This window comes from Schlesneria sphaerica (assembly GCF_044336245.1).
Taxonomy (GTDB): domain Bacteria; phylum Planctomycetota; class Planctomycetia; order Planctomycetales; family Planctomycetaceae; genus Schlesneria; species Schlesneria sphaerica.
The window spans coordinates 3,597,660-3,610,592 of record NZ_CP172346.1 but is presented as its reverse complement, the minus strand read 5'-3'; the positions used below and the strand labels follow the sequence as shown (position 1 = coordinate 3,610,592).

General features: G+C 56.7%; 10 protein-coding genes. 3 read left to right on the top strand and 7 right to left on the bottom strand.

Translation table 11 applies throughout. From position 1 onward, the window contains the following. Positions 1-44: 44 nt before the first annotated feature. The 3 genes from ACGY09_RS13135 to ACGY09_RS13125 form a co-directional block, all read right to left on the bottom strand. Positions 45-515 carry a hypothetical protein gene (locus ACGY09_RS13135; protein WP_397568081.1) on the bottom strand — a complete coding sequence of 157 codons (471 nt, stop codon included), beginning with the start codon at positions 513-515 and terminating at the stop codon, positions 45-47. 307 nt (positions 516-822) lie between these two features. After that, complete coding sequence (locus ACGY09_RS13130; protein ID WP_373649794.1) at positions 823-2,181, bottom strand: hemolysin family protein; 1,359 nt, start codon at positions 2,179-2,181, stop codon at positions 823-825. A gap of 218 nt (positions 2,182-2,399) precedes the next feature. Further along, a complete protein-coding gene (locus tag ACGY09_RS13125; RefSeq protein WP_397568080.1) occupies positions 2,400-4,628 on the bottom strand; it encodes a serine/threonine protein kinase in 2,229 nt (742 codons plus the stop codon). A gap of 429 nt (positions 4,629-5,057) precedes the next feature. Here ACGY09_RS13125 and ACGY09_RS13120 point away from each other — a divergent pair, with 429 nt between their 5' ends. Beyond that, a complete protein-coding gene (locus ACGY09_RS13120) occupies positions 5,058-5,426 on the top strand; it encodes a hypothetical protein (RefSeq protein ID WP_397568079.1) in 369 nt (122 codons plus the stop codon). Positions 5,427-5,542: 116 nt separating this feature from the next. On the opposite strand, the gene ACGY09_RS13115 is transcribed toward ACGY09_RS13120, so the two are convergent. Together ACGY09_RS13115 and ACGY09_RS13110 are read right to left on the bottom strand one after the other, a co-directional pair. Then, positions 5,543-7,765: a hypothetical protein gene (locus tag ACGY09_RS13115; RefSeq protein ID WP_397568078.1), complete on the bottom strand. Its 2,223-nt coding sequence runs from the start codon at positions 7,763-7,765 to the stop codon at positions 5,543-5,545. Continuing rightward, complete coding sequence (locus tag ACGY09_RS13110; RefSeq protein WP_373649798.1) at positions 7,765-8,184, bottom strand: ExbD/TolR family protein; 420 nt, start codon at positions 8,182-8,184, stop codon at positions 7,765-7,767. Before ACGY09_RS13110 ends, ACGY09_RS13115 begins: the two co-directional genes overlap by 1 nt. 340 nt (positions 8,185-8,524) lie before the next feature. Between ACGY09_RS13110 and ACGY09_RS13105 the strand changes: the two genes are divergently transcribed. After that, positions 8,525-9,892, top strand: a complete 1,368-nt coding sequence (locus ACGY09_RS13105) for a patatin-like phospholipase family protein (protein ID WP_397568077.1) — start codon at positions 8,525-8,527, stop codon at positions 9,890-9,892. A gap of 107 nt (positions 9,893-9,999) precedes the next feature. Here the strand turns inward: ACGY09_RS13105 and ACGY09_RS13100 are convergent, their stop codons facing one another. Together ACGY09_RS13100 and ACGY09_RS13095 are read right to left on the bottom strand one after the other, a co-directional pair. Then, the gene (locus ACGY09_RS13100) at positions 10,000-10,443 is read right to left on the bottom strand and encodes a hypothetical protein (RefSeq protein WP_373649800.1); all 444 of its coding nucleotides are present in this window, start codon (positions 10,441-10,443) and stop codon (positions 10,000-10,002) included. Between the two features lie 144 nt (positions 10,444-10,587). Then, complete coding sequence (locus ACGY09_RS13095) at positions 10,588-11,238, bottom strand: TetR/AcrR family transcriptional regulator (RefSeq protein WP_397568076.1); 651 nt, start codon at positions 11,236-11,238, stop codon at positions 10,588-10,590. 337 nt (positions 11,239-11,575) lie between these two features. Here ACGY09_RS13095 and ACGY09_RS13090 point away from each other — a divergent pair, with 337 nt between their 5' ends. Next, positions 11,576-12,883 carry an efflux RND transporter periplasmic adaptor subunit gene (locus ACGY09_RS13090; RefSeq protein WP_397568075.1) on the top strand — a complete coding sequence of 436 codons (1,308 nt, stop codon included), beginning with the start codon at positions 11,576-11,578 and terminating at the stop codon, positions 12,881-12,883. Positions 12,884-12,933 lie beyond the last annotated feature (50 nt).

The window sequence follows — 12,933 nt, the reverse complement described above, 5'->3', positions numbered from 1 at the left end:
AGAAGCGAGGTCATTAGGCCAGCATTCCCGAAAAGACGAGCGACTCAATGGCTGTCATGCGACGCAGCGTGATGCACGGAAGCATGATCGTGATGACCATGCGATTGATCAGCGTGTTCTGCATCGTCCGTCTCTTCCTCTTCGAACTGGGTTAGCGAACTGTACGCTCCCGAGAGCTGGACCGACCCGCATAAGGCCATAATGGTGAAGAGAATGGTGATGTAGACGGTTTTGCCCACGAAATTAGAGGGATGCAGTCCGAAGAGATGATGCACCCCATCGGGAGGTGGAGCGACGAGTCCCCAGACCAGGATCATCATCAGGCCGATCAGGGCAACACCGATCACGGCCCCGTTAGCCAGCACGGAATACAGCCTTTCCCAGTTGACCGCCAGCAGCCAGAAAGCGACCCACGCAATCAGAGGCGTCCACGGGGTCATCACCGCGAGTAACGTTACCAGGACGTCCCATCCCGCGACGAGCAAATTCTGCACGCTGATTAATAGTTGTTCCATTCAGGAAATCTTTCGACAGAATGCGACAATACGAACGGGCGAAACGCCAATTGTCTGTCAAAAGAGATAACACAACGAGCAACATGAAGCCAGCGTCAAGGATTTTGGGCGTGGACGTCAGGACAGTTGCGCCCGCGCGTCCAACTGACCTGGGCGCAGCAGGCGACCTTGCTGTTCGTGATCGAGAACACAGGAATGTGCTCTGATGTCCTGCCGACACCCCGGCATGAAGGGGGCATGGCGTGAGAAATCGAGGCGACAAAAATCGCTTCGAAGGTCGCCCGCTCGGCCAGTATGGCACTCAAGGTCAGGCAGGATCGCTGGCTTCGGATGTGTCGTTTTTGTTCTCAGAGACTTGCTGAATCAGCAGCCGATCGATCTTCGGTCCATCCATGTCCACAATTTCAATTCGCAGATCGTTCCAGTTCAAGACGTCGCCGATGTGAGGGGGACGTTTTAACAGAGCCAGAACCAATCCCGATATCGTGCCAACCCCCCGCGGCACAGGATCGGTCCAGCGGGAAATATCGAGAGCGGTTTCCAGTTCATGCAGGTTGCAGGTGCCGTCGACAGAGAGGCTGCCATCCTCACGATGCACGATATCCGGCTCGTGGCTGTCACCATCACGTCCGTGCCGGTGTTCGTCGTGAATGTCACCGACCAGCATTTCGAGCACATCTTCCAGCGTTACCATTCCCTGTGTTCCGCCGTATTCGTCCAGCACAATTGCGAGCTGAGTCTTGTGTTCACGAAACAGGGCCAGAAGCCGTGTGATCGTAATGGACTTGGGTATGAAAAGAGGTGCCCGAATCATCCGCCGCAAGTCGATGGGCCGACCGAGATACTGCTGAAGGAACACGTCCTTGAGATAGACGAACCCGAGGATGTGATCAATCGTTCCTTCGCAGACCGGGATACGTGAGAAGCCGGACATGGCCATGGCGCCGATGACCTCGTTGGATGGTGTATCGACATCCAGGGCGTCGATGTCGACGCGGGGCCTCAGAATTTCCGTGACGGTGCGATCCCCCAGACGGAGCGCTTCCATCGCGACTTTCTGTTCGGACTCTTCCAATAGTCCCGCTTCAGTCCCCGCGGTGATCAAATGCTGGATATCTTCCACCGAGACAGTGTGTTGCTGATCCGTTTTCTGACCCAGGATCCGCAGGGCCAGATTACTTGTTGCATGCAGGAACCAGATCGCCGGCCGCGTGATTCGCTGCAAGATCATCATGGGGTAGGCCACGATGCGCGCGATCGGCTCGGCATTCTGGAATGCAATCCGCTTGGGAACCAGTTCGCCCAGGATTAACTGAAGGAATGCGACGCCGAAGACCACGATGGTAAAGGAGAGGCTCGACTTGTTCTCGACGATCAACTGCATGGACGAACGAGCGAGCAGTCCTTCCAGTGGTTCTTTCAGGTGAGCGCCGGCAATCGCAGAAGCGAATGTGCCGACCAGGGTGATCCCCACCTGAACCGTCGGGATGAAACGGTCTGCATCGTTGGCGAGCCCCAGGGCGACACTCGACGAGCGATCCCCTTCATCCGCCCATTGTTCCAGTCGCCCTCGACGCGCCGTTAATATCGCAATCTCTGCTGCGGCGAAGAAGCCATTTAACAACGCCAGCAGTACGATTAAACCCAACTCAACAGGCCAAGGCACATTGATCTCCGACAAACATCTTTTCGTCAGCCGATTCGGCGAGCATCGAGATTATGAACACGTCGAATCCGAACAACCAGTCAACGACGTGTACGTAAGGTTAGTTCTTGCTGCGCACGTTCGTTTAGTTTTTTCGGCCTGCGAATGAAAAATGCCTGCAACTCTCGAAGAGTTTGGTTCTCAAAAAAAGAACTAAATTGCCTCAGATAAGACTACTTTTATTGTTCTTCGGTCATGCCGCCGATGATTGTCCGGTCATAGGCGCGTGATTTCTCTGTATTCGCCACAGCGCCGAGGCCTCGCTCATGTCGACTCCACCACGCGTCCGCATCGTCCATTGACCACGTTCCCGCTGTCGGACAACGTCGCAAAAGGTCCGCCAGATCACGGGCCGTGGCCGGACGCCGATTCCGCGATTTTTCCAGACACGCCATGATGGCGTGTTCCAGTTCCTGTGAGACCGGCTTTCCGAGTCGGTCAGAAACCGAACGAGGCACAGTCTCGACGTGTTGCTGGCAGAGTTCAACCAGGCTGGAACTGTCGAAGACCGGCTTGCCTGTCAGCAGGAAGTAGCCGACCGCACCGACCGCATAGAGATCGCTTCGTCCATCGACGGTGTTCGGTGCCTGGATTGCTTCGGGCGCCATGTAAAGAGGCGTTCCGGTGAGGGAGTTCGAGATAGTTGCTTCGACCTGTTTATTCTCGTCGAGTGCTTTGACCAGCCCGAAGTCGAGCACTTTCACCACGTCGGTTTCTCCGCCGCGGCGATTAATCATGATATTGGCCGGCTTGATATCGCGATGCACGAGTCCCAGTAAATGCGCTTCGTAAAGTGACCCGCAGATATGGGTCAAGATATGGATTACGCGTCCTTCCGGCTGGGGGCCGTAGTTTTCAACGAGTGTTTGCAGGTTAATTCCATCCAGGTATTCCATCGCATAGTAGAAGAGACCTTCGGGCGTGCGGCCATAGTCATAAATGGCAACGGTATTAGGATGGTTCAGCTTGCAGGTAATCTGGACTTCCCGTTCGAACCGGATCAGCGAAGCGTCGTTGACCTTGTCGACGTCCAGCATTTTGATCGCGGTCTCGCGTCGCAGCATGGAATGGTGTCCCTTGTAGACAACTCCCATCGCCCCTGCGGCAAGCTTTTTCTCCAGTGTGTACTGGCCCAGTTGCTGCGCTTCGATCTCGGCTTTCTGCGCCTGTCGACGCAGTCGTCGAACCATGACCGTGAAGACAAAAATCGCAATCGAGCAACAGCCGAGAAGTCCGTGCAGTACCCAGAAGGTGGATTGCAGGATGCTCAAAGGCTGAAACGCTTCCGCCGCATCGATCTCGGAGATCACCCCCAGGTTAATCTCAGGCATCCATTTCCACGCCCCGATGACTGTGACACCCCGGTAGTCTCGAAACCCGTCCAGATCGATCCCCGACGATTCCTTCGCGATGGAAGCTGCCGAACGAGTGAGGGGTAACTGAGTCCGTCTTACATTGGGGCGATGTCCTTTCGTGAGATCCCCCTGCGGATCGCGCACCTGAATGTTCACGATGGACCGGATACCCGGCTGGTCTGCCAGAATTCCAATGAGAATCAGAGAATCATCAAAGCGGCTGTTCGAGACCATCAGTCCTGACTTGTTCACGGCATAGGTTTCCCCCGACGTGCCAAAGCGGCCCAACTGAAGGATTCGCGTAAACTCGAACTCGGGTCGAATTCGCAGGGCGACAGCCGCAACAACTTCAAAGTTGCCATCGCGCAGCGGTGCGCAGACATACATTGTCGGAACCCCGGTGCGAGGCACACCGGCATCGTCCTTCATGGTCATCTGACTGGCAAACGGGGCACAGATCGTTGTCTCGCCTGCCATCGCCGGAGCTACAAATGTTTCGAACTCAAGGATGTCTTTCTTCCCTGTCAGCCCTTCAACCGACGAGGCAATGATGTGACGAGATTTGTCGACCACGAAATAGTCGACGAAGTCGTGCAGCGACATCACGGGACTCATCTGCTTCTGCAATTGCTTGTAGAGTTCTGGTAACCGTGTCTGTGGAGTCTGATCGAGGCCCGCTTCGTGGACTTCCAGTATTCCGTAGATTGTTTCCCGGATCCGCGGATCGTTCGCAGCCAGGGTGGCATTGGCCGACTGAGTTTTGATCCAGTTTTCCAGCATCGCGATTTCGACATCCAGCAGGGTCTGCAATTGAGACCGTAGTGACTCCTTCATGGTAAACTCGATCGCGCGATGCACACCGAAGGCAAGGAGCGAAAGCAGAGCAGTCGCAATGATCGGCCAGAGCCAGATCTGCTTTTTCAGGAAGACGCCAGTCCGCGAAACACTTCGCCCAAAGCTGCTCGTGTCCCACGTCATATGGGCGATGGGCGAGCGTGAGCGCGATCCGCTGCTCGGCTGAAGACGTCGAAAATAACTCAGAGGGTTAAACACAGTCCCTTCTCACGAAATCCACCGGGTGGTGGCCACGACTGCGCACCGGCGGTTGCCATCAGAACTCCTTCCAACTCGAGCGAGCTAATCGAGTAAAGGTAGATGAAGGGAAGTATGGGTCGAACCCCGGGGCGCGCGAAACGGGGATCCACACTGAGGCACAGGATCGGAAGCAATTGATGTTAAGAAGGGTGGGTGGTGATGTTCGTGGCGGTTTTAGCGGCTGCTTCGATCTTGCGGCGGACTGTCGAGCCGTCTCAGACGTAGGCTTCTTGTAGGCGATTGTGGCCGCCTGTCATTCGTGGCGCTAATCGGCGTGCTGCAGAGAAATCGCGAGCACCCGTGTTCAAATTCAAAAGAGATTGACAGCCGATCGCAGAATGATGATACCGTTAGCGAGAACTCAGTAATCCTTTGGAGGGATTGTCGATGCCAATGAACTCAGGATCGTATCGTCCTCAGTCCCCTTCGTCGCGGCCCGCGGCCTCCAGTGATTTCGAGGAACCTCCGATCCGGGAGGAATTTCTCGAACCCCCAATCCAGATTGAAGAACCGCCGATGTCGCAGCAGGAAATCGATGCCGCTGCAGCGGATGAGTTGCTGAAGATTGCGGCCGAGGAAGAACGTGCACTCCAGAAGGTCCGTAAGGATTTGCAGGCCAAAGATACGTTCGTCGTCACGTGCCCGAAGGGGTGCAAGATCCGAGTGAAGGAACAGCACCGGGGCCGTGCGGGCAAGTGTCCCCGCTGTCAGTCAGATTTCATCGTGCCGAAGAAGGCCGCCACCGGGAAAGGTTGATACCGCCATGGGAGATCGGTGCACGATCCTGTCATGAATCCTGCACCCGCGCGGGGACGGCTCCTCAGGCTTCAATCGCACCGCCACGTTTCAGGGTGAGGTGCAGCGGAGAGGGCTTACTTGGGCTCTTCTTCGGTCTTTGAACCCAGCGAATACCGGTAGTAGACCTCAAGGCACATGGTGCTGAGAGCCGTCGAATAAAGTCGGCCGCCGATGCCGGCCCACTTGCCGCGAGGATCCCAGCTTCCCGACAGTGGGCCATCATGTCGCTGCAGCGACACCAGCATGTCCCGCAGCGAAGCGTTCCATTGCTGCCAGGCTTCGTCGTCCTGATTGTGCAGAGCTAACGTCCCGTAGTACCAGTAGTATTCGTCGTAGGCTGTCACGCGGGGAAGGTTTTCTTTCAAATACTGGACGGCTTCCTGGCTGGCTTCGTCATTAGGGCGGATGGCAAACATCTGGCGACAATATAAGGCTTCTGCGGTCATGGCGGGGGTGGGGCGGTCAGCAGTACGGTAACCCGCGAGGCCACCAAACTTTCCACGGCCGCGCGCTTCCAGGAACTTGACCATTCCCCGACGTGTCTCTTCGGGAACCGGAATTCCGGCGTTTACAGCGCTCTTGAGTGCCATCAGTTGCCAGCCGAACATGCTCATGTCACTTTCGGAACTCTCGCCCCCTTTGCCATAGCGCCAGCCTCCGTCCTCATTCTGCAGGACGGAGATCATTTTGATCCCTCGCTTCACGGCATCACGCAGGGCGGGAAAATCGGCAGCGTCATTCTGCACTGCGTACGCTTCTGCCAATGCGAATGTCGCGATCGCATGACAGTAGTTCTGGTCGTATCGAGTCGCATTCCCCCCCAGGTAGCCATTGGGCAACTGCTGGGAGATGAGCCAATCGATCGCTCGCTTCATCTGCTCGGTATAGGGACCTTTTTCGTGGGTGTAGCCCGCTCCGAGAAACGAAAGCACGACGAGACCCGTCACACCGGAGTCGGCGAACTTTCCTCCGTCCTGTCGATCCTGACCCTGGGGATCAAACTTGACGGAGCCTCCCCCATGCCGAGCCGAGGACCAGCGACCGTCAGCTTCCTGGATCGAGGCGAACCACTTCAAGCTGTTCTCGACAGCCTTCTCAGACTCCTCGGTTCCCCCGTGCTTGATGACGTTGGCTTTACGCTGGACAGAGGTGCGTGCCTGGTAGGTTTCGGCGGCACGGGCGGGTGCCCGCATCGAAGCAGGTGCGGATGGCCGTACGAACGCCGGTTGCGGCGAATCGTCCAGCGGGGACGACAGGCTCCGGCCGTTGAGCATGCGATCATCCGGCAGGCGACCTGTTCTGGCTGCATTGCTGGCAACCGTCGGTCGCGAAATCGGTTCATCGGGATCCGCTTCGGGGCGAGTCGCCGGGCGACTATTCCGCTCGGTTCGACGTGTCGCTGCGGGAGCCGGTGCGGTGAATGGGTCCTCTGCACTACTCATTTCGAGGTCTTGCAGTTCAGCCGGGCTGGGCAGGTTGGATCGCTGAATGGTATCGCTGTCGGCCATGACAGGCGGGGCAGGCATACTGTCAGGATTGATGTCAGAAGGGAGTGTCATCGAAGAAACATCTTCTGGCAGCGAGCCGCCCCGTGACGGCGCGGTCCGCTGGAACGCCGGACGCGTGAGTCCTTCGCTGGCTGCGGGAGAACGGCTGATTGACGTTCGCGTGGAGGCTGAACTGGTTGCTTCAGGTCGCGATTCGGATGTAGGTTCGTCGAGCATGAATTCGCTTGACGCGGCGGCGGCCGCCGGTGGACTGGCGGACGACTGCTCAAGACCGGGTGCCGATTCTTCAGTGAAGGCAGTGAAGTCCGGGATCTCGGGCGCGATGACCGTCTCAGGGGCCTTGTCGAGTTCAGGAGACTCAATTTCTGCTGCCAGCTCGTCTCGTTCAACGCGTGACATCGTGCGAGGATCACGAGCAATGAGCGGATCCTGGGTGGAGACACCCTGGTTAAAAATGGGAAGGGGGTTCGTCCCTTCGTCCCGGGCAGCGTCGTCAGCATCAATGAAGGTGATCGGCGTCTGGACAGTGTCACCCTGCCGTTTGGTGGGGGTCTTGGGGTACGAGTCCGCGACAGTGACCCAGCCCATGCAGAAGCAAGCGTGCAGAACCAGGGACAGGAACAGCGACTTGCCCAGCGTGTTCTGATCGCCGTAACGGGTTCCCCAAAGGGAGAATAAATGGACGGTGGCGAAAATGGATAGAGCGGCCAGAACTACGCGCAGCAGGACCCCGCTAGCGTTCATCCCCGCCGTGCTCGCTATCAGGATCTCGAGTAATCGTGTCGGCATCAGATCCCTTTCGGTTTGGGGGTATGTGCCACCGATACGTTTCTAATTCCGGCTTCTTTACACGTCGAGAAGACATCCATCACGAGTTGATAGGGGCAGCGACCGTCACCACGGATCACGACCGATTGATTGGGGTAAGCAAAGCGCGCTGCCTCCAGGAGGATTTTCAGCGCGTCGACATCGAGCTCTTCTTCTTTAACCATGACTTTCCCGGCCGCGTCGACGTTGACGATGATCTCATCAGGTTGACCCGACAGGGCAAAATTTTCTGAGACGCTGGGAAGTTGAATGCCTGTCTGTCGCTCATCCTCGGCGAACTGAGTTCCCACCATAAAGAAGATGATCAGCAACATGACGACATCGAGCATCGACGTCAGGTTGATGGACGGTTCTTCCAGGGGTTCAGTCTTCAGAGGCATCCGAATTGCCAGTGCTGGTAAGATTGTTGAGAATTCTCAGGCGGCCTGATCAGGCAATGTATCATAGCAGATCGGCAATTCTGGCAAGAGGGGTGAGTATCCCGGTCGGAATGTCCCCTAATGCCTGCTCGTCCCAGAATCTGCAGGTCTACGCCTCGTTACAGGTTGCCCAGTCGTTCAGGTTCTTGCAGTGAGAACGGGTTCGGGTTTCGTTCAGCTCACCATCCTCAGTGATGCCATGTTTTCCCTGCCGACGTCTCTGCGGCGGGATCTCGACCACCACAGTACAAACTGAAAGGCGGGGTTGTCGAGATTTTCAAGATTCAGTACAGAGCCGTCTATGAGACCATTGGATACAGGCGCCGATTTCGACTCAAACTGGGCGCGAGGCGCCTGGACCTGGATCGTGATTGCGCTCTCTTTATGTCTTTCAGTCGGTTGCGCGACTCCGCATCGATTGTCGTCACCGACGGCTGCGGGGATCAAGCCAGCCGACCTCGTGGACACGACGGCCGATGGGCTCGACGGCACGCCACCGCTCGTGTTCCGACAACTTTTCGCGCAAGGGGAACGAGTTCGCGAATCTCAAAAGCCCAAAGTGCTTCCTCCCAAAAAGACCGCCCTGGTACTGTCAGGTGGAGGTTCTTATGGAGCCTACACAGCGGGGATACTCTGCGGCTGGACCGAATCGGGAACACGTCCTCAGTTCGATGTCGTGACCGGTGTCAGTACGGGAGCACTGATTGCCATTTTCGCCTTTCTTGGTCCCGAATACGATCAGGAGCTTCGTCGCAACTATACCATGGTCAGGTCCAGGGACATTTACCGACGCAAACACCTTCCCTGGGCTCTGTTTACGGACTCGCTCAATGACAGCAAGCCGCTCTTGCGGCAGATTGAAGCCAACGTCACTCCGGAAGTTGTTCAGAAGATTGCGGACTCACATAACTGCGGACGTCGATTATACATCGGGACAACGGATGTTGAGGGACGTCGACCCGTCGTATGGGACTTGGGGGCGATTGCCGCATCCGACAGACCTGATCGTCGGGCCCTGATCTGCAAGCTGCTACTGGCTTCTGCTGCGATCCCCGGGTTCTTTCCGACGGTTGAGATTCCGGTCGTCGTGAATGGAAAGCAATACATCGAAAGGCATGTTGACGGCGGTCTGACTCAGCCCCTGTTCTTCAGGCCGCCGGCGCTTTCCGAAGATCAGTATACGGCCTCGAGTCTCGCCGAATTGCTTTACGGTTCCGATGAATATGTCATTGTTGCCGGGAAGTTGTATGCTGACCCGCACCCTGTCACGACGCGGGTGCTGAATGTTGTCGGGGATAGCGTTTCGATCTTTCTCTATGCACAAACTCGCGACGCATTGGTTAAGCTTTATATGCAAAGCCTGCTCACGGGTATGCAGTACCATCTGGCTGCGGTGCCCGGCGAATTAGAAGTTTCCAAGTCGGCGGCCGACTTTGATTCGGAGATGATGACGACTCTTTTCGAGGAGGGCCGTCGTCAGGTGCTGGCCGGAACCGCCTGGCGCCACACTCCGCCAGGAATGGCCGGTGGAGAAGAGTTACTGCAACGTGCCGGTACCACTCTGGAGATCGTTCCCCAGGCGCTCAGGACTCTGCCGCAGTCGATGCAAACAGAGGAACTTCCCCTGCCCGACGATTTCGATGACGTCCCTCCCCTGCCCGACGAATAGTCTCTTTTCCGTTCGATGGAAGACTTGATCGGGAATCAGGATGCGGCTGCGTCGCCGCTCGCTCTGGATTCCGTCACAGCGTTGTCATGTTCGTTGTCTGACGTCGTTTACGACTGATTCATCGGGCGATGAATGTTGAACCATTTGTGACAGAACGGGCATTTAACGTCACCCAGCGGGGAAACGTCCGCTCCTTTTCCCAGATGTGCACCACAATTGGTACAAGAATAGACCGGGTGAGTTGGAGGACGCTCACTCGTGTTAACCGCCGGGGAGTCCGGTCTCTCTCGGTGCAGGTCTGCGGGGCTCAACATCGATCCCCCCTTGAGAGCCGCCAGGAACGTGGTTCCTCCCATGACGACGAATATCAAAGCGATGAACGAGCCGAAGACTCGGAAGAACAGGGGTGGCGATCCAAAAGTGTTGAATGGTGTCAGCCAGAGAAAAGCAAGAACGGAAATCCCAATTCCTGCGAAGGCAAACCCGAATGTTCCCGCCACCAGTCTTCCCGCCGCGTTGACAGATGTGGTGGGATCAGGAGGGTTTCGCATGCTCACTCGCCTTGTAGAGGGGGTGTGGTGTGGCGGGTTGGTATGTTGACGGTCGAGCCAGCGTCGCGCACGAACCTCGTCCATTCCGGTTGCTGCCGTCTCCCGTTGCTGAGGTAAGGAAGAATACTAACGGCTTTTACCGCATCACGGATCAAGATCAGGCGAAGATTTGTGTTTGCCAGTTCTTTTGGGAGTGCGGACGAGCAGTCCCTCTTCGATCATTTTGACTGCTGTGTCGATATAAGAATCATTGTCAACAGGCTTACCAAACCGCTCAGCGAAATGCAGGCGGTTGTCGAGCCAGAAGAAGACAATCCCCAGAATCATGACGCTGAGCTGCTGGGCATCCAGGTCGTCGCGGATGAGCTTCTTCTGTTGTGCCACTTCGATCCGCTGCCGGATCAGGTTGAGAAGGTCTGGTTCGCCCGGCCAGACCTGGTGGTCTCCATCAACGCGCGTTCGCGCGCAGAGCTTCATGGCGAGTTCATTTTCCCCGACATAGGTCAGAATCCGCTTCATCTCTGCACGCAGATTGATGGGACGATTGATCGCGCGGGCTGCGGCGGGAAATCGCTGCGCGTAGCCCTCTACCACTCTACGCTTCACTGACGAATAGAGTTCTTCCTTGCTACCGAAGTGGTGCAGGATCAGAGGGTGCGAGACCCCTGAATGGCGAGAAATCTCACGCAGCGACGTATCGGCAAAGCCATGTCGTGCGAACAATTCCAGCGCAGAGTCGAGAACGGTCGTGCGGACGGCGTCAGGGTCTCGAACGCGTCGACTCACCTGCGTCATGGGGAACTCCAGTTCGAATCGGGAGACAAATGCTAAAACGACAGGCCAATGGTGTCAAGAAGTGTACACCAATCGTCTCGCCGCAACATATTTTTCCACAGGCGTTTGTGAATTATCAGGGAGGAGTGCGAACCAAGTGCCTGGCGTGACTGTCCCACCCTGGTTTGCATCGTGCACAGTCTTGCGGGGGCTTCACACGTAACCCGTAATTGATGATGCGGCTTGTTGGGGTGCTGACGGTCAAACCAGGATTGACGCACGTTCATCCATGTATAAGATATTGACCGTTCGGTCAATTGTATTGACCGGGCGGTCAATTCTAACTGGGAGACGAATCGTGTCTATACGAAAGACGGGAATGGCCCTTTGGCTGGCGATGGCTGCTGCGGGCTGCGGTGCGCCGAATGCCTATATCGAGCCTCCCCCTCCCGAAGTGACCGTCAGTAATCCGATCAAACGGACGGTGACCGAGTATCTGGAATTCAGCGGTATGACGCAGCCGATGGAGACGGTTGAGATCCGGGCTCGCGTCAAAGGCTTTCTGAAAGAGAAGCACTTCGTGGAAGGTGCCGAAGTGAAGAAAGGCCAACTGCTTCTGGTGATCGACGAAGAGACCTTCCAGATCCAATTGGATGCCGCCCGGACGCGCCTGCGCGAAGCACAAGCGGCCCTGCAGCAGGCCACAGTTTCGAAATCTCGCGAAGTGGCTCGAGCTCGTGTGAATCTGAGTGAATCGGAAGTGCGACTGGCACGCCAGGAAGAACAGCGCGTTCGCGGACTGTTCCAGAAGCAGATCGCAACTGAGTCAGACATGGATCAGGCATCCTCGACACGCAAGTCACGCGATGCCGATCTGGAATCGGCGAAGGCGAATCTGGAGCAGGCACTGGCCACCTACGAGACCACCATTCTGACCTGCGAAGCGCAGGTCGAGTCAGCCAAGATCGCGGTTCAGAATGCGCAGCTGGATCTCAGCTACTGCCGCATGTCGGCACCGATCGATGGTCGGATCAGTCATATCAATGTCGATATCGGAAATCTGGTCGGTGACGGGCAATCATCGGTACTTGCCACCATCGTCAAGATGAATCCCATTTACGCTTACGCGACGATCAGCGAATCCGATGTTCTGCGGACCCCCGCGCTGACAAAATTCGGATCCGAAAGCACCGATTCCGAGGCCGAGCCAGTTCCTGTTGAACTGGGGCTGGCCAGTCAAAACGGGTTCCCTGCACAGGGCCAGATTAACTACACGGATCCCGGTCTTGATGCCGGGACCGGCACGCTACGTGTGCGAGGCGTGTTCCAGAACGATGACCGAACTTTGCTCCCCGGAATGTTCGTGCGGATGCGAATTCCTGTCGTTGAACGAGTGGATGCCCTGCTGGTTCCCGAGCGGGCGCTCGGAACAGATCAGTCGGGCCAGTATCTACTGGTGGTCGCGGCGGATGGGACCGTGGAATACCGCCCCGTGCGAACGGGTGTCTCTGTCGATGGCTTGCGAGTCGTCGAAGGACAGATTTCGTTAAGTGACCAATTGATCGTCGACGGATTATTGCGAGCCCGACCTGGTGCCAAGGTCTCTCCGAAAACAGAGCCCGCGCCCGCGACCGTGTCGTTAACGACAGGTGCTGGTCGACGTTGATCGGGATTTATTCCTGTACCGCCGTCGTTGTCCAGTTCGCAGCATGACCG